22 protein-coding genes are annotated in these 24,964 nt (G+C 71.6%); 13 read left to right on the forward strand and 9 right to left on the reverse strand.

Going from position 1 to position 24,964, the window contains the following annotated elements; all coding sequences use genetic code 11:
- Positions 1-27 precede the first annotated feature (27 nt).
- Both OKJ99_RS39060 and OKJ99_RS39065 read left to right on the forward strand, forming a co-directional pair.
- Positions 28-918: an NUDIX hydrolase gene (locus OKJ99_RS39060; protein WP_326023181.1), complete on the forward strand. Its 891-nt coding sequence runs from the start codon at positions 28-30 to the stop codon at positions 916-918.
- Positions 915-1,745 (forward strand): MBL fold metallo-hydrolase, encoded by an 831-nt coding sequence (locus OKJ99_RS39065; protein WP_326023182.1) that lies wholly within the window; start codon positions 915-917, stop codon positions 1,743-1,745. The genes OKJ99_RS39060 and OKJ99_RS39065 overlap by 4 nt, the downstream gene beginning before the upstream one ends.
- Positions 1,746-1,860: 115 nt before the next feature.
- On the opposite strand, the gene OKJ99_RS39070 is transcribed toward OKJ99_RS39065, so the two are convergent.
- Both OKJ99_RS39070 and OKJ99_RS39075 read right to left on the reverse strand, forming a co-directional pair.
- Positions 1,861-2,757, reverse strand: coding sequence for a sigma-70 family RNA polymerase sigma factor (locus OKJ99_RS39070; protein WP_326023183.1), 897 nt, complete (start codon positions 2,755-2,757; stop codon positions 1,861-1,863).
- Positions 2,758-2,849: 92 nt separating this feature from the next.
- The gene (locus OKJ99_RS39075) at positions 2,850-3,524 is read right to left on the reverse strand and encodes a Crp/Fnr family transcriptional regulator (protein ID WP_164258843.1); all 675 of its coding nucleotides are present in this window, start codon (positions 3,522-3,524) and stop codon (positions 2,850-2,852) included.
- 431 nt (positions 3,525-3,955) lie between these two features.
- On the opposite strand from OKJ99_RS39075, the gene nth reads away from it, so the two are divergent.
- The 3 genes from nth to OKJ99_RS39090 all read left to right on the forward strand — a co-directional run bounded on the left by nth (position 3,956) and on the right by OKJ99_RS39090 (position 6,881).
- Positions 3,956-4,789 (forward strand): endonuclease III, encoded by an 834-nt coding sequence (nth, locus tag OKJ99_RS39080; RefSeq protein WP_326023184.1) that lies wholly within the window; start codon positions 3,956-3,958, stop codon positions 4,787-4,789.
- A 49-nt stretch (positions 4,790-4,838) separates the two neighbouring features.
- Entirely contained in the window at positions 4,839-5,609 is a 771-nt protein-coding gene (locus OKJ99_RS39085; protein WP_326023185.1) for an NUDIX hydrolase, read from the forward strand.
- Positions 5,610-5,681: 72 nt separating this feature from the next.
- A complete protein-coding gene (locus OKJ99_RS39090) occupies positions 5,682-6,881 on the forward strand; it encodes a MarP family serine protease (RefSeq protein WP_326023186.1) in 1,200 nt (399 codons plus the stop codon).
- Between the two features lie 361 nt (positions 6,882-7,242).
- Here OKJ99_RS39090 and OKJ99_RS39100 read toward each other — a convergent pair whose 3' ends face one another.
- From OKJ99_RS39100 to OKJ99_RS39120, 5 genes are all read right to left on the reverse strand, one after another.
- Positions 7,243-8,196 carry an alpha/beta fold hydrolase gene (locus OKJ99_RS39100; protein WP_326023188.1) on the reverse strand — a complete coding sequence of 318 codons (954 nt, stop codon included), beginning with the start codon at positions 8,194-8,196 and terminating at the stop codon, positions 7,243-7,245.
- On the reverse strand, positions 8,193-8,702 hold the full coding sequence (locus OKJ99_RS39105; protein WP_326023189.1) for a phage holin family protein: 510 nt from the start codon (positions 8,700-8,702) through the stop codon (positions 8,193-8,195). Before OKJ99_RS39105 ends, OKJ99_RS39100 begins: the two co-directional genes overlap by 4 nt.
- Positions 8,703-8,766: 64 nt before the next feature.
- Entirely contained in the window at positions 8,767-10,170 is a 1,404-nt protein-coding gene (nhaA, locus tag OKJ99_RS39110) for a Na+/H+ antiporter NhaA (protein WP_326023190.1), read from the reverse strand.
- 198 nt (positions 10,171-10,368) lie between these two features.
- Positions 10,369-12,324 (reverse strand): acetate--CoA ligase, encoded by a 1,956-nt coding sequence (gene acs, locus OKJ99_RS39115; RefSeq protein ID WP_326023191.1) that lies wholly within the window; start codon positions 12,322-12,324, stop codon positions 10,369-10,371.
- 186 nt (positions 12,325-12,510) lie between these two features.
- On the reverse strand, positions 12,511-14,901 hold the full coding sequence (locus OKJ99_RS39120; protein WP_326023192.1) for a bifunctional SulP family inorganic anion transporter/carbonic anhydrase: 2,391 nt from the start codon (positions 14,899-14,901) through the stop codon (positions 12,511-12,513).
- Positions 14,902-15,248: 347 nt separating this feature from the next.
- Between OKJ99_RS39120 and OKJ99_RS39125 the strand changes: the two genes are divergently transcribed.
- On the forward strand, positions 15,249-16,565 hold the full coding sequence (locus OKJ99_RS39125) for a polysaccharide deacetylase family protein (RefSeq protein ID WP_326023193.1): 1,317 nt from the start codon (positions 15,249-15,251) through the stop codon (positions 16,563-16,565).
- A gap of 18 nt (positions 16,566-16,583) precedes the next feature.
- Here the strand turns inward: OKJ99_RS39125 and OKJ99_RS39130 are convergent, their stop codons facing one another.
- Positions 16,584-17,564, reverse strand: coding sequence for an ATP-binding protein (locus tag OKJ99_RS39130; RefSeq protein WP_326023194.1), 981 nt, complete (start codon positions 17,562-17,564; stop codon positions 16,584-16,586).
- A gap of 101 nt (positions 17,565-17,665) precedes the next feature.
- Here OKJ99_RS39130 and OKJ99_RS39135 point away from each other — a divergent pair, with 101 nt between their 5' ends.
- Positions 17,666-18,490 (forward strand): Fic family protein, encoded by an 825-nt coding sequence (locus OKJ99_RS39135; RefSeq protein WP_326023195.1) that lies wholly within the window; start codon positions 17,666-17,668, stop codon positions 18,488-18,490.
- 346 nt (positions 18,491-18,836) lie between these two features.
- Here the strand turns inward: OKJ99_RS39135 and OKJ99_RS39140 are convergent, their stop codons facing one another.
- A complete protein-coding gene (locus OKJ99_RS39140; protein ID WP_326023196.1) occupies positions 18,837-19,688 on the reverse strand; it encodes an HAD family hydrolase in 852 nt (283 codons plus the stop codon).
- Between the two features lie 570 nt (positions 19,689-20,258).
- On the opposite strand from OKJ99_RS39140, the gene ssd reads away from it, so the two are divergent.
- From ssd to OKJ99_RS39170, 6 genes are all read left to right on the forward strand, one after another.
- Positions 20,259-21,335 carry a septum site-determining protein Ssd gene (ssd, locus tag OKJ99_RS39145; protein ID WP_326023197.1) on the forward strand — a complete coding sequence of 359 codons (1,077 nt, stop codon included), beginning with the start codon at positions 20,259-20,261 and terminating at the stop codon, positions 21,333-21,335.
- A gap of 109 nt (positions 21,336-21,444) precedes the next feature.
- Positions 21,445-22,608 (forward strand): TadA family conjugal transfer-associated ATPase, encoded by a 1,164-nt coding sequence (locus OKJ99_RS39150; protein WP_326023198.1) that lies wholly within the window; start codon positions 21,445-21,447, stop codon positions 22,606-22,608.
- Positions 22,609-22,857: 249 nt separating this feature from the next.
- Entirely contained in the window at positions 22,858-23,691 is an 834-nt protein-coding gene (locus OKJ99_RS39155; protein ID WP_407700848.1) for a type II secretion system F family protein, read from the forward strand.
- A 6-nt stretch (positions 23,692-23,697) separates the two neighbouring features.
- Positions 23,698-24,480 carry a type II secretion system F family protein gene (locus OKJ99_RS39160; RefSeq protein ID WP_326023200.1) on the forward strand — a complete coding sequence of 261 codons (783 nt, stop codon included), beginning with the start codon at positions 23,698-23,700 and terminating at the stop codon, positions 24,478-24,480.
- A 49-nt stretch (positions 24,481-24,529) separates the two neighbouring features.
- Positions 24,530-24,763, forward strand: a complete 234-nt coding sequence (locus OKJ99_RS39165; protein WP_326023201.1) for a DUF4244 domain-containing protein — start codon at positions 24,530-24,532, stop codon at positions 24,761-24,763.
- Positions 24,750-24,964, forward strand: a 215-nt coding sequence (locus OKJ99_RS39170; protein WP_326023202.1) for a TadE family type IV pilus minor pilin, incomplete at its 3' end; no start/stop codon positions are given. The genes OKJ99_RS39165 and OKJ99_RS39170, both read left to right, overlap by 14 nt.

Here is a 24,964-nt window from a genome sequence, read left to right on the forward strand (position 1 = left end):
CTGGGTGACACGAGATAGCCTCCCGCCATGTCCAACGGCCAGTGGTACCCGCCCGAGTGGCCGGAACGTATCCGTGCCCTCACCGACGGCACGCTCACGCCCGCGACTCCGCGCCGCGCGGCCACCGTGATGCTGCTCAGAGACGCCTCGCCCGGTGGCCCCGAGGTCCACATGCTGCGCAGACGTGCGTCGATGAAGTTCGCGGCCGGTGCCTACGCGTATCCGGGTGGCGGCGTCGACTCCCGTGACGACGACCGGCTGGTCCGCTGGGCGGGCCCCACGCGCGCGGAGTGGGCAGGGCGGCTCGGGGTGCCCGAGTTGGAGGCCCAGGCGATCGTCTGCGCCGCCGTGCGGGAGACGTTCGAGGAGGCGGGCGTGCTGCTCGCCGGGCCGACCCCGGACACCGTCGTCGACGACACGACGGGTGAGCAGTGGCAGGCCGACCGGCAGGCGCTGATCGACCGGGACCTGTCCTTCGCCGGGTTCCTGGAGAACCGCGGACTGGTGCTGCGCTCCGACCTGCTCGGCGCGTGGGCCCGCTGGATCACCCCCGAGTTCGAGCCGCGCCGCTACGACACGTGGTTCTTCGTGGCCGCGCTCCCCGCGGGCCAGCGCACCAGCGACGACTCCTCCGAGGCCGACCGCACGGTGTGGATCATGCCGGGGCGGGCCGCGGCGGAGTACGACCGGGGCGAGCTGACGATGATGCCGCCGACGATCGCGACGCTGCGCACCCTGGAGGCGTACGACGACGTGCGCGGCGCCCTCGCGGGGGCGGCGGGCCGCGACCTCACTCCCGTACTCGCACGGGCGCGCATGGAGGAGGACGAGCTGGTGCTGTCCTGGCCGGGACACGACGAGTTCACCAAGCACATCCCGACCGGGAAGAGCGACAGGAACGGGGGAGCCTCCTCATGACCGAAGCCGCGGCCCTGCCCGGCCAGCCGCGCGGCGGGGTCCTCTCGGGGCCCGCCACCGCCCGCGCGGTCAACGTCCTGGCGCCCAACCCGTCCGCGATGACCCTCGACGGCACCAACACCTGGATCGTCGCCGAACCGGACAGCGACCTCGCCGTCGTCATCGACCCCGGCCCGCTGGACGACGAGCACCTGCACGCCGTCCTTGACCTCGCCGAGAAGGCGGGCAAGAGGATCGCGCTCACCCTCCTCACGCACGGGCACCCGGACCACGCCGAAGGGGCGGGCCGGTTCGCCGAGTTGACGGGGACGAAGGTGCGGGCGCTCGACCCGGCGCTGCGGCTCGGCGACGAGGGCCTGGCCGCCGGTGACGTGATCACCACGGGCGGCCTGGAGCTGCGCGTCGTGCCCACCCCGGGGCACACCGCCGACTCCCTGTGCTTCCATCTCCCGGCGGACCAGGCCGTGTTGACCGGCGACACGATCCTCGGGCGCGGCACGACCGTGGTCGCCCACCCGGACGGCCGCCTCGGCGACTACCTGGACTCACTGCGCCGGCTGCGCTCCCTGACGGTCGACGACGGGGTGCACACGGTGCTGCCGGGCCACGGTCCGGTCCTCGAGGACGCCCAGGGCGCCGTCGAGTTCTACCTGGCACACCGCGCGGGCCGGCTCGCGCAGGTGGAGACCGCCGTCGAGAACGGGTACGTGGCCGCGCCCGACGTCGTGACGCACGTCTACGCGGACGTGGACCGGTCCCTGTGGCCCGCGGCCGAACTGAGTGTCCGAGCCCAACTCGACTACCTGCGGGAACACGGCCTGATCTAGAGCGGCCGCGGGGGCGTGCGCAGTTCAAGCCCCCGCGGCGATTGAGCGGCGGGGTCCGGGGCAGAGCCCCGAGGCCGCAACCGACGCCGGGCCCAAGGTCGCGGGGCCCCGCCCCTCACTCGCCGCCGCTTGGGCTCACCCACTCGATGCCCAGCTCGGAGAGCCTCGGCGGATCCGCGATGATGTCGACGCCGACGACCTTGCCGTCCCGGAACGTGAAGGCGAGCACCGCGACGACCTGCCCGCGGGGCGCCTGCACGATGCCGAGCCCGTCGCCGACGAACGCCGGCTGCGCGGCCTGCGCCAGCTTCCCGTAGAACGCGGCCTGCTTGGCCACCGCCAGGCTGCCGCGCAGCAGCCCGGAGGCGGTGCCGCTGCCCGCGTCGACCCGCAACAGGACGTCCGGGTCGAGGAGTTCGAGCAGCGCCTCGAAGTCGCCCGCGCGCGTGGCGGCCAGCCAGGCGCCGACGACCTCGCGCTGCCGGGCCAGCGGGGTGTTCCGGGGCGCGGTCGCCCCCTGCACCCGGCGCCGCGCCCTGCTCGCCAGCTGCCGGGTCGCCGCGGGGGTGCGCTCCACGATGGGGGCGAGCTCCTCGAACGGCACCGCGAACATGTCGTGCAGCACGAAGGCGAGGCGCTCGGCGGGCGCGAGGGTGTCGAGCACGACGAGCAGCGCGAGCCCCACGGAGTCCGCGAGTTCGGCCTCGTGGACGGGGTCGGCGGGACGGATCACCGGGTCGGGGACGCGGGTCTCGGCGGGCCCGTCCTCCAGGGGCTCCTCGCGGCGCGCCGTGCGGGTGCGCAGCATGTCCAGGCAGATCCGCCCGACGACGGTGGTCAGCCAGCCGCTCAGGTTCCGTACGTCGGCGGTGTCCGCGCGCTGCAGCCGCAGCCACCCCTCCTGCACGGCGTCCTCGGCCTCGCTCAGCGAACCGAGCATCCGGTACGCCACGGAGCGCAGCCGCCCGCGCTCCTCCTCGAAACGGGTGACGAGATCGGCCGGCTGTGTCATGAAGGGCTCCCCTTTGTGCCTCTACTTGTGCCTCTACGTAGACGGGTCCCGCCACGAGGTGTGGCGGGACCCGTCTACGTAAGCGTGTGGTGTCAGCGCGAGCGCTTCGCGAGGCGCTCCACGTCCAGGAGGATCACGGCGCGGGCCTCCAGGCGGAGCCAGCCGCGGCCCGCGAAGTCCGCGAGCGCCTTGTTGACCGTCTCGCGGGAGGCGCCGACCAGCTGGGCCAGCTCTTCCTGCGTCAGGTCGTGCACGACGTGGATGCCCTCCTCGGACTGCACGCCGAAGCGGCGCGACAGGTCGAGGAGCGCGCGGGCCACACGGCCGGGCACGTCGGAGAAGACCAGGTCGGACATCTGGTCGTTGGTCTTGCGCAGGCGCCGGGCGACGGCGCGCAGCAGTGCCGTGGCCACCTCGGGCCGGACGTTCAGCCAGGGCTGGAGGTCTCCGTGGCCGAGGCCGAGGAGCTTGACCTCGGTGAGGGCGCTGGCGGTGGCGGTGCGGGGGCCCGGGTCGAACAGCGACAGCTCGCCGATCAGCTCGCCGGGGCCGAGGACGGCGAGCATGTTCTCGCGCCCGTCGGGGGAAGTGCGGTGGAGCTTCACCTTGCCCTCGGTGACCACGTACAGGCGGTCTCCGGGGTCGCCCTCGTGGAACAGGGCGTCGCCGCGTGCGAGGGTCACCTCACTCATGGAGGCGCGGAGCTCCGCGGCCTGCTCGTCATCGAGCGCCGCGAAGAGCGGGGCGCGCCGCAGAACGTCGTCCACGAGTTTCTCTCCTATGTCGCCTGCATCGGGTGTGGGACGGATCGAATCGACCGGATCGCCCCGGTTGTCGATCATTTCCACTGCCCATTTTGCCGGACGGTCCAAACAGTGTGATCAGTCACTCGTACACAAGTCTGCCGCACCCGCGCCACAACCCGAGGGGGAGGGGGCCAATCGTGGAGCGATCCGGCGGCTTCGGGGCGGATGTCAGTGCCGGGCTTTAGGCTGGCCGAGTGTTCAAAATGCCGGTGAGAGCGCAGGCGAAGGGGGTCGTGGCGGTGGCGAGCGATCTCTATTCTGCTGTGGGCGAACAGGCGCAGAAAGGTGCCCCCGAGGCCGTGACCAGGGCGCTGACGGCGTCCCCGGTGAGCGTGACCGGGGCCGCGCCCGTACTCAAGTCCGTGTCCGTACTGGGGAAGGCCGCCTAGCCGATGTCCGCGCCCGCGAAGAAGCCCGCAGCGAAAGCGAAGAAGACGGCCGCACGCCCGGAGACGCACACGGCGCTCGTCCGCCGTGCCCGGAAGATCAACCGTGAGCTCGCGGAGGTGTACCCGTACGCCCACCCGGAGCTGGACTTCGAGAACCCCTTCCAGCTCCTGGTGGCGACGGTCATGTCGGCCCAGACGACGGACCTGCGGGTCAACCAGACGACGCCGGCCCTGTTCGCGAAGTACCCGACCCCTGAGGACCTGGCCGCGGCCAACCCGGAGGAGGTCGAGGAGCTGATCCGGCCGACCGGCTTCTTTCGCGCCAAGACGCGCTCGATCATGGGCCTGGCCAAGGCGCTGGGCGAGGACTTCGGCGGCGAGGTGCCCGGCCGCCTCGAAGACCTGGTCAAGCTGCCCGGCGTGGGCCGCAAGACCGCCTTCGTGGTGCTCGGGAACGCGTTCGGGAGGCCCGGCATCACCGTCGACACGCACTTCGGCCGCCTGGTGCGCCGCTGGAAGTGGACCGACGAGACGGACCCCGACAAGGTCGAGGCGGCCGTCGGCGCGCTCTTCCCGAAGAGCGACTGGACCCAGCTCAGTCACAACGTGATCTTCCACGGCCGGCGCATCTGCCACGCCCGCAAGCCGGCCTGCGGCGCCTGCCCGATCGCCCCGCTCTGCCCGGCGTACGGGGAGGGCGAGACGGACCCGCAGAAGGCGGAGAAGCTGCTCAAGTACGAGAAGGGCGGCTTCCCCGGCCAGCGCCTCAAGCCCCCGCAGTCCTACCTGGACGCGGGCGGCCTCCCGGCGCCGCCCCTGACCGGCCGGGAGTCGTGACGGACCGCATCGGAGGGCCCTGGGCCCAGCACACCGCGAGGGGGCGGCGATGAAGCACGTGAGCGAGATCGGCGGGATGAGCGGCGGGGCGAAGGGGGCGGCCGGGGCGGACGGCACGGCGGGGGCGCACGGACCGGGTGGCCTGCCTGCCTCCGATGTGACGCTCCGCACCGAGGGACTGCCCGCCTGGCTGACCCCCGTGGCCGACGCCGCAGGCACCGTCCGTGGTGAGCAGCTCAGCCGCTTCCTGCCGCCGGAGAGCGGGGCCGGTCGGCAGTCCGCCGTGCTGGTCCTCTTCGGCGAGGGGGAGCGCGGGCCCGAGCTGTTGCTCATGGAGCGCGCGGGCTCGCTCAGATCCCATGCGGGCCAGCCCTCGTTCCCCGGCGGCGCCCTCGACCCGCAGGACGGCGACCCGCTCGGCGAAGGGCCGCTGCACGCCGCCCTGCGGGAGGCCTGGGAGGAGACAGGGCTTGACCCGGGCGGCGTCCAGCTCTTCGGCGTGCTGCCGAAGCTGTACATCCCGGTGAGCAGCTTCGTCGTCACGCCCGTACTGGGTTGGTGGCGGGTGCCCTCACCCGTCGCGGCGGTCGACCCGGCGGAGACGGCGCGTGTCTTCACGGTCCCCGTGGCGGATCTCACGGACCCGGAGAACCGGGCGACGACGGTCCACCCGAGCGGCCACAAGGGCCCGGCCTTCCTGGTGGAATCGGCTCTGGTCTGGGGGTTCACCGCGGGCGTGATCGACCGGCTGCTGCACTACGCGGGGTGGGAGCGCCCCTGGGACCGATCAAATACGGTCCCACTCGATTGGCGGTCGTGACAGGGTGGTCGCCGTGAATCACGAGCACAGGCCGACAGGGGCGAGGCGAGATGCAAGGCGGGGCGTGAATCGGTGAACGTGCTGGACTTCCTGCTGCTCGCAGCGGCCGTGTGGTTCGCGATCGTCGGCTACCGCCAGGGTTTCGTCGTCGGCATCCTGTCGGTGATCGGATTCCTCGGCGGCGGCCTCGTCGCGGTCTATGCACTGCCCCTCCTGTGGGACGCGATCACCAGTGACGCGGAGGTCACCACGACCGCCGCGGTCGTCGCCGTGGTCGTCGTGATCGTCTGCGCCTCCGTCGGACAGGCCTTCACCACGCACTTGGGCAACAAGCTGCGCAGATACATCACTTGGTCCCCGGCCCGCGCGCTCGACGCGACGGGCGGCGCGGTGGTCAACGTGGCGGCGATGCTCCTGGTCGCCTGGCTGATAGGTTCCGCGCTGGCCGGCACCACGCTGCCCACGCTCGGCAAGGAAGTACGCAACTCGAAGGTGCTGCTGGGCGTTTCGCAGGCGCTGCCCACGCAGGCGGACACCTGGTTCGCGGACTTCTCCTCGACCCTCGCGCAGAACGGGTTCCCGCAGGTCTTCAGCCCGTTCGCGAACGAGCCGATCGCCGACGTGAAGCCGCCGGACCCGGCGCTCGCGGGCAGCCAGGTGGCGCTCAACGCGAAGCGTTCCATCGTCAAGGTCGTGGGCCAGGCGCCCAGTTGCGGCAAGGTCCTCGAAGGCACCGGCTTCGTGTTCTCCGACCGCCGCGTGATGACGAACGCGCATGTGGTCGGCGGCGTCGACGAACCCACCGTCCAAATAGGCGGCGAGGGCGTGAAGTACGACGCGAAGGTCGTGCTCTACGACTGGAAGCGCGACATCGCGGTCCTGGACGTGCCGGCGCTGAAGGCGCCCCCGCTCCAGTTCACGGAGACCGACGCGCAGCGCGGCGGCGGCGCGATCGTCGCGGGCTTCCCGGAGAACGGCGCGTACGATGTCCGCCCCGCGCGCGTACGCGGCCGCATCACGGCGAACGGCCCGGACATCTACCACCGCGGCACCGTGCGCCGCGACGTGTACTCGCTGTTCGCGACGGTCCGTCAGGGCAACTCCGGCGGACCGCTGCTCACCCCGGGCGGCCAGGTCTACGGCGTGGTGTTCGCCAAGTCGCTCGACGACTCGGAGACGGGTTACGCGCTGTCCGGCGACGAGATCAGCACCGACATCGCGCGTGGCCGCGCGGCCAACCAGCAGGTCGACACGGACGCCTGCGCGCTGTAGCCGACCGGCCGTGGAAACCGGCGAAACCGCCTGGCACGGAAGGGCTGTTCAGCCCCGCCCGCCGTGCCTTATCCGCGCGGACACCCACCGGGCCCGGCGCCGCAGGATACGAGGAATGCCCAGCCGGGGATCGTGCGCCGGCCAGCCGTCCGGCGCCCCCCTCCGGGGAGAGCCCAGCGTCATCGCTGGGCGGCGATTGCGTGCTGCGTCACTGTAGTCGTGCGTCCAGCCCATACCCCGACGTGTGCCCCTGCCCCATGGTCGGTAACCGCCCTCACGCTCCCCAAATTGGCGTATGCGCCGGGCAATTGGCCGTTCGAAGCACAGGTGTTCCCCTCGGCATTCCCACACCACATCAGGCTCACCGATCCGGTTCGGGATCCTTCAGCCAGTTGACCAGTTCCTTGGAGAACGCGACCGGATCCTCCTCGTGCGGGAAGTGTCCCAGGCCGTCGAAGAGGCGCCAGCGGTACGGGGCTTCCACGTACTCGCCCGAGCCCGCCGCGCTGCGTGTGCGCATCACCGGGTCGAGGGAGCCGTGCACATGGAGCGTCGGCACGCGCACGGGGCGCTTCATCCGCCGGTTGAACTGGATCCCGTCGGGGCGCGCGAGGGAGCGCACCATCCACCGGTACGGCTCGATCGAGCAGTGCGCGGTCGACGGGATGCACATGGCCTGCCGGTACGTCCGCACGGTCGCGTCGTCGGGCTGGTGCGGCCCCGACCAGTCCCGGACCAGCTTGCCCACCAACTCGCCGTCGTTCGCGAGGAGCTGACGCTCGGGCAGCCAGGGCCGCTGGAAACCCCACACGTACGATCCCGACCGCGACTGCCGGTAGTCCGCCAGCATCGCCGAGCGCCACCGGCGCGGATGCGGCATCGAGGAGACCACGAGCCGGCGCACCAGCTTGGGCCGCATCACGGCCGCGGTCCAGGCGAGATATCCGCCGAGGTCATGGCCCACGAGCGCCGCGTCGGGCTCGCCCAGGGACCGGATCACGCCCGTGATGTCGAGCGCGAGGTTCGCCGGGTCGTAACCCCGCGGCGTACGGTCGCTGCCGCCCACCCCCCGCAGGTCCATCGCCACGGCCCTGAAGCCCGCGTCGGCGAGCGCGGCGAGCTGATGCCGCCACGTCCACCAGAACTGCGGGAAGCCGTGCAGGAGCAGGACCAGCGGCCCGTCCCCCATCTCGGCGATGTGGAAGCGCGCGCCGTTGGCCGCGACGTCCCGGTGGGTCACCTTGTGCCCGCCGGGAACGTCGAGGAGCACGAAGGACGCGGGCGGCTGGGCCGAAGGAGTGGCAGGGTCCGTCATGAAGACGAGCGTGCCACAGCCTCGATGGCCTTCGTGTCCTGCCCGTGCGCGCTCACCTCACGGGGGTGCGGCTTGGCGTTCTGCAGTACGCCGGCCGTTTCCTTGAACGAGGCGGCGGTCTTCTGCGGACCCTTGCCCTTCGCGGCCTTCTTGGCGAACGCGATGCCGACGAGCGCGAGCAGCCCGGCGAGGACACAGCTCGCGGCGAACGACAGCAGGAAGCACCAGGCGAGGTTCCAGCCGCCCTCGCCGTTGTGACCGCCGGTCCACGAGTTGATCCCGTACGCGAGCGCGAAGCTCAGCATCGGCAGCGAGAAGGTGAGGACCACCCCCGCCGCGGCGAGCGCACCGCCGCTGACGGCGCCCCGCTTCACATCCCGCTTGAGCTGCGCCTTGGCCAGCGCGATCTCGTCGTGCACCAGCGCGGACATCTCGGCCGTCGCCGATGCGAACAGCTGGCCGACGCTGCGTTCGGCGCCGACCGGGTTGTCGTCGGGTGCGCTCATCGCGTACTCCCCTGTTCTTCTGTGGCTGCTTCGTTTGCGCGTACTGCGCGGATTCTCCGTCAGATCATGCCGGACGCTCGTCCTCGCCGCCTGCCCCGGCCGCCACTTGCGCAAGCCTGCGGTGTTCCGCGGCCTTCCGCTCGTAGATCTCGGCCATCCGAAGGTGGTACTCCGGTTTGTCCTGTTCGTAGATGTCGGGGATGCCGTCGAGGTCCTCGTCGCGGTTCTCGGTCTCGTACAGGGCCCGGTACTTGGCGTTCCGTATCTTCAGCAGCACGCTTGAGATCACCGCCGCGATCAGCGAGCCCATCAGCACGGCTGCCTTGATCTCGTCCGTCAGCAACGGATCGTCGGTGAAGGCGAGTTCCCCGATGAGCAGCGAGACCGTGAAGCCGATGCCGGCGAGGGAGGCCACCGCGAAGACGTCGGGCCAGGCCAGTTCGTCGGAGAGCGAGGCCTTGGTGAACCGGGCGGTCAGCCACGTACCGCCGAAGATCCCGACGGCCTTGCCGAGGACGAGACCCAGCACCACGCCCAGCGTCTCCGGCTTGGTGAACACGTCTCCGATGGCCCCGCCCGACACCGCGACACCGGCGCTGAACAGCGCGAACAGCGGCACCGCGAGTCCCGCGGAGAGCGGCCGCACCAGGTGCTCGATGTGCTCGCCGGGCGACTGCTCCTCGCCCTCCTCCCGGTGGCAGCGCAGCATCAGGCCCATGGCGACACCGGCGATGGTGGCGTGGACGCCGCTGTTGTACATCAGCCCCCAGATGGCCAGGGCGAGCGGTACGTAGATGTACCAGCCGCGCACCCGCTTCCTGAGCAGCAGCCAGAAGACGGCGAGGCCGAGGAACGCGCCGCCGAGCGCGGCGAAGTTCAGGTCGTCCGTGAAGAAGACCGCGATGATCAGGATCGCGAAGAGGTCGTCGACGACCGCGAGGGTCAGCAGGAACGCGCGCAGGGCGCTCGGCAGCGAGGTGCCGATGACGGCGAGGACGGCGAGCGCGAAGGCGATGTCGGTGGCCGTCGGCACGGCCCAGCCGGACATCGAGCCGCCGCCGATCGCGTTGACGACCACGTAGACGAGCGCCGGTGTCGCCATGCCGCAGAGGGCGGCGACGACCGGCAGGGCGGCGGCCTTGGGGTCGCGCAGATCACCCGCGACGAGCTCGCGCTTGAGCTCGATGCCGGCGACGAAGAAGAAGACGGCGAGCAGCCCGTCGGCGGCCCAGTGCTCGATGGAGAGGTCGAGGCCGAGCGCGCCGGGCCCCAGGTGGAAGTCGCTGACGGCCTCGTAGCTGTGGTGCAGGGCCGGGATGTTGGACCAGACGAGCGCGGCGATCGCGGCGACGAGGAGCAGGACACCGCCGACGGTCTCGGTGCGCAGCGCGTTGGCCACGAAGGTCCGCTCGGGCAGCGAGAGCCGGCCGAAAGCCTGTCGGTCCTGCTTGTTCCTGGGCGCGCTCACGGGTGAGACCTCCGGTCGGGTACGGCTGACTGCGTTGCCGACCAGACTTCCCGGCGCACCTGTTGGATCCCTGTCGCGTCGTTGACGCGACTTTTACCCTACAGGGTGCCCCGGCCTGCTTGGTGATCATCACCTTACGTACGAAACGGGCACCCGGCGCGTTCGCCGGATGCCCGTCCCCTGGGGTTCGTACGCGGATCAGTCCTCGCTGGACGCCGAGGGCAGCTCGGCCTGGATCAGGTCCATCACCGAGGAGTCGGCGAGCGTCGTGACGTCGCCCACCGCCCGGTTCTCCGCGACGTCGCGCAGCAGGCGGCGCATGATCTTGCCGGAGCGCGTCTTGGGCAGCTCGGCCACCGGGAGGATGCGCTTCGGCTTGGCGATCGGGCCGAGGGAGGTGCCCACGTGGTTGCGCAGGTCAGCCACCAGCGACTCGTCGTCGGCGTTCGCGCTGCCGCGCAGGATCACGAAGGCGACGATCGCCTGACCGGTCGTGGCGTCGGCGGCGCCGACCACGGCGGCCTCGGCGACGGCGGGGTGCGAGACGAGCGCCGACTCGACCTCGGTGGTCGAGATGTTGTGCCCGGAGACGAGCATGACGTCGTCGACCCGGCCGAGCAGCCAGATGTCGCCGTCCTCGTCCTTCTTGGCACCGTCACCGGCGAAGTACTTGCCCTCGAAGCGGGACCAGTACGTGTCGATGAACCGCTGGTCGTCGCCCCAGATGGTGCGCAGCATGGACGGCCACGGCTCGGTGAGGACGAGGTATCCGCCACCGCCGTTGGGCACTTCAGCGGCCTCGTCGTCGACGACCGTCGCCGAGATGCCCGGCAGCGCGCGCTGGGCGGAGCCCGGCTTGGTCTCGGTGACGCCCGGCAGCGGCGAGATCATGATCGCGCCGGTCTCGGTCTGCCACCAGGTGTCCACGACGGGGCACTTGTCGGCGCCGAAGTGCTTCCGGTACCAGACCCAGGCCTCGGGGTTGATCGGCTCGCCCACGGACCCGAGCACCCGCAGGCTGCTCAGGTCGAACTTCGCGGGGATCTCGTCGCCCCACTTCATGAACGTACGGATCAGGGTGGGCGCCGTGTAGAGGATCGTGACGCCGTACTTCTGCACGATCTCGGAGATGCGGCCCTGGTGCGGGGTGTCCGGGGTGCCCTCGTAGATGACCTGCGTCGCGCCGTTCGAGAGCGGACCGTACGTGATGTACGAGTGTCCTGTGACCCAGCCGATGTCGGCCGTGCACCAGTAGACGTCCGTCTCCGGCTTGAGGTCGAAGACGGCGTGGTGGGTGTAGCTGGCCTGCGTCAGATAGCCGCCGGAGGTGTGCAGGATGCCCTTCGGCTTACCCGTCGTACCCGACGTGTACAGGATGAAGAGCGGCTGCTCGGCGTCGAAGGCCTGCGGCGCGTGCTCGGCGGACTGGCGGCCGACGGTCTCGTGCCACCACAGGTCGCGGCCCTCGGTCCACGCCACGTCCTGCTTGGTGCGCTGCACGACGAGGACCTTCTCGACGGATACGCGGGTCAGCGCCTCGTCGACCGCGGGCTTGAGCGCGGACGGCTTGCCGCGCCGGTAGCCGCCGTCGGAGGTGATGACGACCTTGGCGTCGGCGTCCTCGATGCGCTTGGCGATGGCGTCGGCGGAGAAGCCGCCGAAGACGACGGAGTGCGCGGCACCGATGCGCGCGCAGGCGAGCATCGAGATGACGGCTTCCGGGATCATCGGAAGGTAGACGGCGACCCGGTCACCGGCCTGAACTCCCAGCTCGGTCAGGGCGTTCGCGGCTCGGCTGACCTCGTCCTTGAGCTCGGCGTAGGTGATCGCGCGGCTGTCGCCGGGCTCGCCCTCGAAGTGGATCGCGACGCGGTCGCCGTTCCCGGCCTCCACGTGGCGGTCGACGCAGTTGTACGCGACGTTGAGCTTGCCGTCCTTGAACCACTTGGCGAACGGCGGGTTCGTCCAGTCGAGCGTTTCGGTCGGCTCGGTGGCCCAGGTGAGGCGGCGGGCCTGCTCGGCCCAGAAACCGAGCCGGTCAGCCTTGGCCTGCTCGTACGCCTCGGCCGTGACGTTGGCGTTCGCGGCCAGGTCAGCGGGCGGCGCGAAGCGTCGCTCCTCCTTAAGAAGGTTGGCCAGGCTTTCGTTGCTCACGACGCTTCTCCCATGCAGTGTTTGTGTCGGAGGCGACCGTTGTGTCCCAGGCCACAGCTCATCAGACCGCGACCCCTGGTGACAAGGGGGGTCCGCGAATTGGTTTAGACCTGTACGCGTAGGGCTCCCGACCAGGTCGGGAGCCCTACGGTCTCATCTGTTTCACGGAGGCGGGGAGGAGTTGGTTCAGGCCCGCGTGGCGCTGCTTTCGTCGAGGGCGGTGGCCGCGACCTGACCGAAGACCGGATCGGCCTCCGCGAGCAGATACGCCTGCGCCTCACCGACGTGGAAGTACATGCCATGCAGTTCGAGCGCGCCCCGCTCCAGGGCGCGCGCCACGCACTCGTGCTCCCGCAAGTGCTCCAACTGCTGGACGACATTGGTCAGGCAGAGCTGCTCGGCCGCGTCGGCGGGCGCCCGCCCCGCGAGCCGGGCCCACGGCAGCCCCGCGTCGGACAGCCGCTCCAGGCTCGGCATCCCGTGCCGTAGCCAGCGCTTGAGCGGGGTCTGGGCGCCCGCGTTGGGCGGCGTGCTCAACAGCGCTTGCATCGCCCCGCATCCGGAGTGCCCGCACACGGTGATCGACTGCACCTTGAGCACATCCACGGCGTACTCGATGGCGGCCGCCACCGAGTCGTCCCCGCTCTCGGCGCCGGGCAGGGGCACGAGGTTGCCCACATTCCGTACGACGAAGAGGTCGCCAGGACCGCTCGACGTGATCATTGACGTGACGAGCCGGGAGTCGGCGCACGTCAGGAAGAGCTGTGTGGGCTTCTGCCCCTCGCGCGCGAGCCGCGCCAGCTCCTCGCGCACCAGCGGCGCCGTATTGCGCTGGAACGCGCTGATCCCGCTGGCCAGTTGATGCCCGCCGGCGCGCCGCGGCTCGGCGGCCTCGGGCGCCGCCCGGTCGCGGTCGCGGTCGCGGTCGCGGTCGTGGTCGTGCGAGGGCCGGTCGCAGTGGTGGTTGCGCCACGGCGTCCAGGGCCGGCAGCAGGTGTGGCTCGCGCGCGCGGGTTCGGCGATCCTGGCCCCTCCCCGCCCGGCCACCTCGACCTTGCCGCCCTGCGTGGTGTGCGACTTCTGCCAGTCCTGCAGTGCCTCGTACGCCGCGTGGTCCATGAAGGACCCGTCCAGCTCCACGACACAGTCCGCTCCGTGCGGCACCTGGTGCAGGGTCCGGCTGAGCCGGGGCACCGCGAGGAACGTCAACTGCCCGCGTACGCGCATGTGGTGGACGCCGCGGGAATCCACCTCGTGCGTGATGCGGGTGCGCGCGAGGCGGTGCAGGGCGACGCCGACGGCCACCGCGACGCCGAGCCCGACGCCTTCGAGCACGCCGAAGACGACGACGCCGAGGGTGGTGACCGCGTACACCAGGACCTCACGGTGGCGGGTGACCGTGCGGATGTGGTTCAGGGACACCATCTGGATGCCGACCGCCATCACCAGCGCGGCGAGCGCGGCGAGCGGGATCAGCTCCAGGACGGGGACCAGGAGCAGCGTGGCGGCTACTACCCAAACGCCGTGCAGCATCGAGGAGTTCCCGCTCACCGCGCCCGCGTTCACGTTCGCCGTGCTGCGCACCGCGACGCCGGCGACGGGCAGCCCGCCGAGCGAGCCGGAGACGATGTTCGACGCGCCCTGCGCGAGCAGCTCCCGGTCCAGGTTCGAGCGGCGCATCGCGGGCGGCAGGTCCGACCGCTTGGCGGTCATCTTGTCCACGGCGACCGCCCCGAGCAGCGACTGCACGCTGCACACGAGCGTGGTGGTCAGAACGGCGGCGACGATGCCGAGCACGGGCCCGTCCGGCAGCCCGGCGAGCGCGTGGCTGCTCCAGGAAGGCAGATCGACCGCGGGGAGGCTGAGCCCGAGCAGCGCGGCGGTCACGCTCGCGGCGGTCACGGCGATGAGCGCGGCGGGCACCTTGCGCGCGAGGCGGCCGATCCGCCCCGGGATGCGCGGCCAGGCGAGCAGCACGGTGAGCGTGAGCGCGCTGACGCCCAGGGCGGCGGGCTGGGCATCCGCCAACTGCCTCGGCAGGGAAGCCACGTTGGCGAGCACCGAGCTGTCGGGGCTGCCGCCGAGCACGATGTGCAGTTGGGCGACGGCGATGGTGACACCGATGCCGGCGAGCATGCCGTGGACGACGGCGGGGCTGACGGCGAGGGCGGTGCGGGCCACCCGCAGGCAGCCGAGGCCGAGTTGGGCGATTCCGGCGAGGACGGTGACCGCACAGGTGGTCCGCCATCCGTAGCGCTGGATCAGCTCGGCTGTGACCACGGTGAGGCCCGCGGCGGGCCCGCTGACCTGGAGCGGAGCTCCGCCGACGCAGCCGGCGACGATGCCGCCGACGGCGGCGGCGACGAGCCCCGACTCCAGGGGCGCGCCGGTCGCGAGGGCGATGCCGAGGGACAGCGGCAGGGCGATGAGGAAGACCGCGACGGACGCGGAGAGGTCGGCTCCCGCGATGCGGAAGCGGCGGGGCGTGGGCGGTGGACTGTGTGCGGTACGGGCGGCGCCCGTGGGCTCGCCCGTCCGGTCGGAGTCACTGGTGCGGGTGGGTACGCAGGCTGACATGGTTCCCGTCTCCTCCGGGGTGCAGCGCGGTCGCGGAATGTGGGGTGACCCCTGTGCGGTGGGTGGGGTCGATCGCGGCCGTGGTTCACGGCGTGCAGCGGCGGGATGAAATCAACGCTTAGTAGCGGTCGGTAAATGAATCGTAATGCAGAGTAAAGGTTTTGGACGGATTAAAGGGGCGAATGGGTCAAGATTTCACGCTCAGTAGTGAATAAGAATCCTGGTCGGCTTGTCGGATTAATTCCGTTCGGCCCTCGTGTCACGGTGACGGCGATGTCCGTACATAACGGGCGTTTCGCTCATTCCACCGCCACACAAGCCGACTCCAGGAAGAAGGTGGGCGGAAGATGGCCGCCACCCACAGGACTGCCGCCAAGCGGCTCGCCGCGGGCATCACCGCCGCCGCGGCGTGCGCCGCGGCACTCGCCGGATGCGCCACCGGAGAAACCGGCGGATCCGCCGAGCACCGCGCCGAGAAGACCAAGCCCCGCCAGGGCGCCCCCGGCCCGAAGAAGGCCAAGCCGGCGGCGCCGGGCACCCCGATCAAGCTCATCGGCGACGGCTCGACCGCGTACACCGGGCGGCAGCCGAACCTGCCACGGGCCGAGCGCCTGAGACCGGGGCAGAAACCGCCGCAGTTCGTGGTCTTCTCATGGGACGGCGCGGGCGAGGACAGCCAGAAGCTCTTCTCGCACTTCCGTAAGGTCGCGAAGGAGAACAACGCGGCCATGACGTACTTCCTGAGCGGCGTGTACCTGCTCCCGGAGGGCAAGGCCGACAAGTACCACGCGCCCCAGCACTCGGCCGGCCGCTCGGACATCGGCTTCAACGACGCCAAGGGAATCAAGGACACCGTCGAGCAGCTGCGCGGCGCCTGGCTCGAGGGCAACGAGATCGGCACCCACTTCAACGGCCACTTCTGCGGCAAGGGCGGCGGGGTCGGCCAGTGGTCGGTGGCCGAGTGGAAGAGCGAGATCCAGCAGGCCAAGTCCTTCGTGAAGGGCTGGAAGACCAACTCGGGCCTGAACAGGTCCGCGCCGCTGCCCTTCGACTACGACAAGGAGCTCATCGGCGCCCGCACCCCCTGCCTCGAGGGCAAGGAGAACTTCACGCGCGCGGCGAGCGAGCTCGGCTTCCGCTACGACACCAGCGGCGTCAACAACCAGGTCTGGCCCAAGAAGAAGAACGGCCTGTGGGACCTGTCGATGCAGCTCGTCCCGTTCAAGGGCCACTCCTACGAGCAGCTGACCATGGACTACAACTTCATGGTCAACCAGTCCGGCACGGCGACCCAGGGCGACCCCGCGAAGCGCGAGTACTGGGGCGACCAGATGCGCGACAGCCTGCTCGCGGGCTTCGACCGCGCCTACAAGGGCAACCGCGCTCCGCTCGTCATCGGCAATCACTTCGAGTCCTGGAACGGCGGCACCTACATGCGCGCCGTCGAGGAGACGGTCGAGCGGGTCTGCAAGAAGCCCGATGTCCGCTGCGTCTCCTTCCGACAGCTCACCGACTGGCTCGACGCCCAGAACCCGAAGGCCCTGAAGAAGCTCGGGGGGCTCGGTGTGGGCGAGGGCCCGAAGCAGGGCTGGGAGTCCTACCTCGGCGGCAAGCGGGCCCCGGCCCCGAAGGGGGTACCGGGAGCCCCGGCCGCCAAGTCGTAGACCTGGTACGGCGCTTGCTCACGCAGTCGCCGTGACGCTCTCCCGTAGGACGAAGCCGGGGTCGACCTGAGATGCCAGGTCGGCCCCGGTCTTCTCGTTGCCCCAGCTCTGGGCGTTCTTCAGGTGGAAGTGGACCATCTGGCGCGTGTAGCGCTCCCAGTCGCGGGCCTCGTACGTGGCGTCGGCCGCGTCCTGAAGCGCTTGCAGGGAAGCCTTGTTGGGCTCCTCCAGGAGTTCGAAGCGCGGCGGACGCCCCTTCTCCATGGCGCGCACCCAGTCCGAGTGCCCGACGGTGACGAGCAGGTCGTCGCCGACCTCGGAGCGCAGGAACTCCAGGTCGTCCGCGTCCCGCACCTTGTTGCCCACCACCTTCAGGTCGACTCCAAAGTCCCGTGCGTACTCCTTGTACTGGCGGTAGACCGAGATCCCCTTGCGGGTCGGCTCGGCGACCAGGAACGTCATGTCGAAGCGGGTGAACATGCCCGAGGCGAAGGAGTCGGAGCCCGCGGTCATGTCGACCACCACGTACTCACCCCGGCCGTCCACGAGGTGGTTCAGGCACAGCTCCACCGCTCCGGTCTTGGAGTGGTAGCAGGCGACACCGAGGTCGGATTCGGTGAAGGGCCCGGTGACCATCAAACGCACGGCCCCGCCGTCGAGTTCCACGTCGCGGGCGCAGGCGTCGTACACCGGATTGTTCTCGCGCACCCTGAGCAGTCGAGAACCCTCGCCCGGCGGCGTGGTCTTGATCATCGTGTCGGCCGAGGCGATCCGCGGGTTCGAGCCGCGCAGATAGTCCTTGATCAGGGGCAGCCGGGCCCCCAGCGCGGGCAGCTCGCCCGCGACGCCCTCGTCGAGCCCGAGCGCGGCCCCGAGGTGCTGATTGATGTCGGCGTCGACGGCGATGACCGGGGAGCCGGTGCCGGCGAGGTGGCGGATGAACAGTGAGGACAGCGTGGTCTTGCCGCTGCCGCCCTTCCCAACGAAAGCGATCTTCATGTTCACGAAGGGTATCGGTATGGTCGCTGTGCGTGTCGATGCGGCGTGAAGAAGACCACTCCTTCGTGGGGCGGCGCCGCGTGGCCCGTAGGGTCGTACTCATGAGTACGACAGCCGACCCCCTCGCCGCCCTGGCCGACCTGCCGGGAGTGGCCGATTCCGTGGACTCCGTGCGCAAGGCTGTGGACCGGGTCTACGGGCACCGGGTCATGCGGCGTCGCAGCAACGAGATCACGTCCGAGGCCGCGCTGCGCGGGGCGCGTGGCAGTGCGGCGCTCTCCAGTGCCGACTGGTCGCTCGAAGAGGTGCGCCGGCGCACCGACTTCAGTGGCGGCGACGGCGACAAAGAGGCGCCCACGGTCGGCGCGGCCCTGCGGTTGACCGCCGAGGCCGGTCAACTTCTCTCCATTTGGCGGCAGTCGCCCCTGCGGGTGCTCGCGCGTCTGCACCTGGTCGCGGCGGCCGACAAGAGTGACGCGGTGGGTCGGCCGCGGCTCGCGGGCGAGCCGGTCGACGAGCCGCTCGTCGAACTCCCGGTGCCGGACGCGGAGGAGGTGGCGGGTCGCCTGGAAGGGCTCTCGCAGCTGATCATCTCCGAGAGTGCGGCGCCGGCCCTGGTGGGCGCCGCCATCGTGCACGGCGAGCTGCTCGCCCTGCGCCCCTTCGGCTCGCACAACGGCCTGGTCGCGCGCGCCGCCGAGCGCACCGTTCTGGTGGGCAGCGGCCTCGACCCGAAGTCCGTCTGCCCGGCGGAGGTGGGCCACGCCGAACTCGGCCGGGCGGCCTACGCGGCCGCACTCGACGGCTATGTCTCCGGTACGCCGGAGGGGATGGCGGCCTGGATCACCCACTGCGGCAAGGCGATCGAGCTGGGCGCCAGGGAGTCGACGGCCGTCTGTGAGGCGCTTCAGCGGGGTGCCGCGTAGTGGGAAAAGCCTGAGAAAAGGTCTGGGAAAAGGGGTGCGGCGGTACGAATGCTCGTACCGCCGCTGGCATGTCCACTGGGTTACCAAGCGTCCTCGAAGGTTTGCCCATCAGGTCGGGTTCTTTGCCCGTCGCCTGGTGCGGCTGGCCCGTAATCGACGGGTCGACGTCGCGTGGGTGCCCGGCGTTCATGCATCGGTCCGTGGGGCCTGATTGCGGTTGAAGGTGTCCTCTCGGATGTCCTTGGTCTCGCGGGCCGTTGAATCCTTTGTACTCCTCCCCTGGGGGAAGCGGAAGCCCTGGCCACACTTCTTTACTTTTAGGTTCAAATAGGGCGAACCGGTGGCGTCATTGGGCGCCTGACGTCGCACGTCGCCGGCTCGCGTACCAGACCAGGCCGGCCGTGACCGCGGCCGCGCCGACCCCGGCCGCCGCGAGCAGCGCGGGCCGTGAAGGTGCGGACAGGTGGGGCAGGCGCTGCTTGAGCCGGACCGGCTTGTGGAAGTCGAGGATCGGCCACTCGCGCGCGAGGGCCTCGCGGCGCAACGCCCGGTCCGGATTGACGGCATGCGGATGCCCGACCGAGCTGAGCATCGGCAGATCCGTCGCCGAGTCGCTGTACGCGTAGCAGCGCGCGAGGTCGTACCCCTCGGAGCGCGCCAGTTCCTTGATGGCCTCCGCCTTCGTGGGGCCGTACGCGTAGTACTCCACCTCGCCCGTGAAGCAGCCGTCGTCGCCCACGACCATGCGGGTGGCGATCACCCGGTCCGCGCCGAGGAGCTCGCCGATCGGCTCGACCACCTCGGCGCCGGATGTGGAGACGATGACCACATCGCGTCCGGCGGTGTGGTGCTCCTCGATGAGGGACGCCGCCTCGTCGTAGATGATCGGGTCGATCAGGTCGTGCAGGGTCTCGGCGACGATCTCCTTCACCTGCCGCACGTTCCAGCCGCGGCAGAGCGCCGAGAGGTACTCGCGCATCCGCTCCATCTGATCGTGGTCCGCGCCGCCGGCGAGGAAGACGAACTGGGCGTACGCGGTGCGCAGTACGGCCCTCCGGTTGATCAGCCCGCCTTGGTAGAACGACTTGCTGAAGGTGAGTGTGCTCGACTTAGCGATGACCGTCTTGTCCAGGTCAAAGAACGCCGCTGTACGGGGCGTGGAGTGAGGCAAGGAGTGGTTTTCCACGAGGCCGAGCATAGGCGCCAACCATTCGGCGTAAGCTGTGGCGTGTGGGTTTGCTTGAGAAGGCTCTCGGGTACACCATGGAAGTCACGGATCGTTCGCGACCGTGCGTACCCGGTCTGGCTCCTCCCCCCCCGAGTCGGACCGTGGAGGACGACCCCCGCTCTCCCCCCCGGCGGGGGTCGTCGCATGTCCGGACCCGTTTTCGGGTCCTTTTTTCATGCCTGCACAGGGGGTTTCGAGGGCTCTCGCGCCTCGGTCGGTACACCCCGAGGCCCTCACGCTGTGTGACCGCCGGACTGCGCTGGGGACAGTTCCATGCCTAGTTCACAGTGTCACCGGTATGGGTGACGGGGATATTCACAAGCCTTCTCGCGTCCACAGTTATTGACCAAGATCCCCACGTTTTCCGGGATCGCTGCACGGTGATTCCGCACGCGAAGTTCGGGTCCGTGTTCATGGCCGGTTTGTTATGGCCGTGCCGTGGCGGATGGGCGGTATTCGGCGCCTTGGACGCCGCCGACTTCACGTGCGGAACGGATCGTCCGCAGGGGCGGGCGAGCGCGGCGAGAGGGGGATCGGACCATGGCGGGAGTCATCGAGTGCGACGCGCGGGACGTGCGACGCGCCCCGTTGATCGTGACGGAGGACGTGGAGCTGCTGGACGACCTGCTGCGGCTGTGCGCGGCGGCGGGCGTGCGGCCCGAGGTCGGGCACGGGGCGCCGGCGGGCAGAGAGGGCTGGGGCGGCTGGGAATCGGCCCCGCTCGTGCTGGTCGGGGACGACGCCGCGCGGCGGCTGCGCGGGGTGTCCCGACGGCGTGGCGTGATCTTGGTTGGTCGTGATCAGGACGATTCCGGGGTGTGGCGGCGGGCCGTGGAGATCGGCGCCGACCATGTGCTGGTCCTGCCGGATGGCGAGCAGTGGCTGATGGACCGGATCGCCGATGTCGTCGAGGCGGTGGGGCGGCCCGCCCTGACCGTCGGGGTGCTCGGCGGACGCGGCGGGGCCGGGGCCTCCACGCTCGCCTGCGCGCTGGCCGTGGCGTCCGCGCGGTCGGGACGGCGCACCCTCCTGGTCGACGCGGACCCGCTCGGCGGCGGGCTCGATGTGCTGCTCGGCGGCGAGGCGGTGGACGGGCTGCGCTGGCCCGCCTTCGCCGAGTCGCGGGGCCGGGTCGGTAGTACGGCCTTGGAGGAGTCGCTGCCCAGGCTGCACGACCTGCGGGTGCTCAGTTGGGATCGCGGCGATCTCGCGACGGTGCCCTCGGAGGCGGTGCGGGCGGTGCTCGCGGCCGGGCGGCGCAGGGGCGGCGCCGTCGTGGTGGACCTGCCGCGCCGGGTCGACGCCGGATCCGTCGAGGCCCTGGCCCAGCTCGACCTGGGGCTGCTCGTGGTGCCACCGGAGTTGCGGGCCGTGGCGGCGGCGCGCCGGATGGCGGGGGCGGCGGGGATGGTGCTGCGGGATCTGCGGGTGGTGACGGCGCCCGCGGGCGGCGCGGGAGGCCTCGCGGCGGACGAGGTGGCGCGCCTCGTCGGGCTGCCGTTCGCCGGCGAACTGCCCGCGGACACCGAGGTATTGAAGGGCGGGCCGCTGGGGCGGTTCTGCGGGGCTTTCTGGGAGCGGATGCCGGTGGCGGCGGTGGAGGGGGAAGCGGCGTGAACCGGGAGAGCGGGGAGTCGGACGGGGGCGGGCGGCCTGTGGAGAGCGTGGTGCGGGTCGGAGCGGTCGGCGTGTGGACGGCCGAGCAGTGGGCGCGAGGAGGGGTGTCATGAGCGCGGTGGTCGGGGCACGCATGTTGGACGGCGTACGGCAGTGGCTCGCCGAGACCGGGTCGGAGGCGACGCCCGCGCGCGTGGCCGAGGCGCTACGGGCACAGGGCCGGATCTTGGGCGACGCCGAAGTGCTGGGCGCGGCGGGCAGGCTGAGGTCGGAGCTGGTGGGCGCGGGCCCGTTGGAGCCGCTGCTCGCCGACCCTTCGGTGACGGATGTCCTGGTGTCGGCGCCGGACAAGGTGTGGGTCGACCGGGGAGGCGGCCTGGAACGGGCCGACGTGGCCTTCGAGAGCGCCGCCGACGTACGGCGGCTGGCGCAGCGGCTCGCGGCCGTCGTGGGCCGCCGCCTGGACGACGCGCGGCCGTGGGTGGACGCCCGGCTGCCCGACGGGACGCGGCTGCACGCGGTGCTGCCACCGGTCGCGGCGGGCTGCACCTGTCTGTCCCTGCGGGTCGTGCGGCCCAGGGCGTTCACCCTGGAGGAGTTGACGGCGGCGGGGACGGTGCCGCCGGGCGGCGGCCGGGTGCTGCGGGCGTTGCTCGACGTGCGGCTGTCCTTCCTGATCAGCGGAGGTACGGGAACGGGCAAGACGACGCTGCTGAGCGCGCTGCTCGGCCTCGTGGGACCGGGGGAGCGGATCGTCCTGGCCGAGGACTCCGCCGAGCTGCGGCCCGACCACCCCCACGTCGTCCGGCTCGAATCGCGCCCCGCCAACCAGGAGGGCGCGGGGGCCGTCGGCCTCGACGACCTGGTCCGGCAGGCGCTGCGGATGCGGCCCGACCGGCTCGTGGTGGGCGAGGTGCGCGGCGCCGAGGTGGTCGCGCTCCTGGCCGCCCTCAATACGGGCCACGAAGGGGGTTCGGGGACCGTGCACGCCAACGCGGCGAGCGATGTTCCGGTCCGTCTCGAAGCATTGGGGACGGCGGCCGGGCTCGACCGGGCGGCGCTGCACAGCCAGTTGGCGGCAGCGGTGGCCGTGGTGCTCCATCTCGTACGGGACCGGGGCGGGCGGCGGCGCATCGCCCAGGTCCAGGTGCTGGAGCGGGACGCGGAGGGCTGGGTGCGGGCGGTGCCGGCGCTGGAGTGGGGCGAGCGGGGGTTTGTGGAGGGGCCGGGGTGGGCGCGGCTCGGTGGGTTGTTGGGCGTGCGGTTGGGGTGAGGCGGCGGTTGTGGGGCGGGGCAGGGCGCGTGGGCGTGGGCGTGGTGCCAGGCATGCGGGGGCGTCGGAGGACATGAGGGCTGGGGGTGGGGTCCGTTTCCGTCTGCGGGTCCGGAGTGAGGGCGCGTGGTCGTGGGGTGCCGGTTGGAAGGTGCGTGGGTCGGTGGAGTCGGTGGAGTCGGCGGGGTTGGTGGAGAGGGGTGCGTGGGTGTGAGCGGTGGGGTCTTGGGTGGCGGTCCCGGTGTGGTGATGGCCGCGTTGGGGGCGGTGTTCGCGATGCGGGCGGTGCAGGTACGGGAGGTGGAGGTGCGGCGGGCCCGGAGGGTGCTGGGGGTCGCGGCGGACCTCGGGGTGTTGTCCCGGTGGCTGGGCCTTGGCGAGCGGTGGTGGGCGTGGGTGCGGGCGCGGCCCGAATGGTGGTGCGCGGTCGGCGGGGCGGTGGTCGGGACTGCCGGTGCCTCGGTGCTGCCGGTCGTGCTCGGGGTGTGTGCCGTGCCCGGAGTGGGGCGGCTCCGCGCGGCCCGGGCGGCGCGGCGGGGAAAGGAGCGGCGCGGGGAGGCGGTGATCCGGCTGTGCGGGCTGTTGGCGGGTGAGGTGCGGGCCGGGCGGCAGCCGGGGGAGGCGCTGGTGGTGGCGGTGCGGGGGTCGGGGGCGCTGACCGGCGCGGGGAGTGCGGCCGTGGTGGCGGCGGCCCGGTTCGGCGGGGATGTGCCCGGGGCCCTGGGAGCGGCGGCGCGGGAGCCGGGGGCCGAGGGGTTGAACGGGCTCGCGGCGTGCTGGCGGGTGGCGGTGGACCGTGGCGCGGGGCTCGCGTCCGGACTCGAACGGCTCGCGGACGCACTGCGTGCGGAGCGGGATCAACGAGCCGACTTCAGGGCCCAGTTGGCGGGCCCTTCGTCGACCACGGTGATGCTCGCCGGGTTGCCCGTGTTCGCGCTGTTGCTGGGGGCGGGCATGGGGGCGCGGCCCCTGCGGGTGCTGCTGCACACGTGGCCCGGGGTCGGCTGTCTGGTGGTGGGCGGGGCGTTGGAAGCCGCGGGGTTGTGGTGGGCGATGCGGATCGTGCGAGGGGCGGAGGGGTGAGAAGTCATGAACGTTGTCCACAGGCTGGGGGCAGTGCTGTGCATCGCGGTGCTGGTGATGTGGCTGGTGCGGCAGGTCGCGGCCCGGCGGGCCGAGCGGGCGTTGCGGCGGCGGGTGCGGCTCGTGCTCGAGGTGGCCGCGGCGGAGTCGGAGCGGTGGGCCGTGGGGCTGCCGGTCGCGGTGCGGCGGTGGGTGCCGGTCGCGGGGGCGGCGTGCGCCGGGTTCGTGCTGGTGGGCGGGGCGGCCGGGGTCGTGGTCGGGGCTGTCTGCGGGGTGGGGGTGTGGCGTTGGTGGCGTGGCCGGGAGGAGGACGCGAGAGCCGGCGAGGGGGCGAGCGCGAGGGGCGCTGCCGTACGTCAACTGCCCTTGGCGTCCGACCTGTTGGCGTCGTGTCTTGCGGCGGGTGCCGGGCCGGTGGAGGCGGCACGGGCTGTCGGTGAGGCGCTGGGCGGGCCCGTCGGGCGGGGGCTTGAGCGGGGCGCGGCGCAGGTCCGGCTCGGGGGTGAACTGGGTGTGGCGTGGCGGGAGTTGGCGGCCGTGCCGGGCGCCGATGGGCTGGTCCGGCTGTTGGAGCGGGCGGGCGAGTCCGGGGCCCCGGCGGCGGCGCCGGTGGCGCGGTTCGCCGCGGAGTGCCGGGCCGAGCGGGGCCGCCGGGCGACGACGGTGGCACGCCGGGCCGCGGTGGCGATCACGGCGCCAGTGGGCCTGTGCTTCCTGCCCGCGTTCTTGGTGGTCGGAGTGGTGCCGGTGGTGATCGGGCTGGGAGGCGGGGTGCTGGGAGGGAGATGAGCGGCGGGCTTCGGAAGGCAGAACAGGGTGACGTATCAGAGGAGTTGGCATGAACGGAATGCGGGCAGGTCGGGCGTACGGGTGGCTGCGCGGAGGCGTTCTCCGATGGGCGCGGTCGGTGCAGTCGGTGCGGCGGGACGCCGGGATGGTCAGTGCCGAGTACGCGGTGGGGCTGATCGCGGCGGTGGGCTTCGCCGGGGTGCTGTACCAGGTGGTGACGAGCGACGTGGTGCAGTCGGCGCTGCAGTCCTTGGTGGCGAAGGCGCTCCATGGGTCGTTCTGAGCCCCGGCGTGGCGACCGGGGGTTTGTGACGGCGGAGGCGGCCGTGGTGCTGCCGGTGCTCGTGGCGTTCACGATGGCGCTGGTCTGGGTGGTGCTCGCGGCGTCGGCGCAGATCAGATGCGTGGACGCCGCGCGGGCCGGGGCCAGGGCGGTGGCCCGGCAGGAGCCGAGGGGCGCCGCGGTGGCGGCGGCGCGGGAGGC

The sequence above is a fragment of the Streptomyces endophyticus genome (assembly GCF_035798155.1).
Lineage (GTDB): Bacteria > Actinomycetota > Actinomycetes > Streptomycetales > Streptomycetaceae > Streptomyces > Streptomyces endophyticus.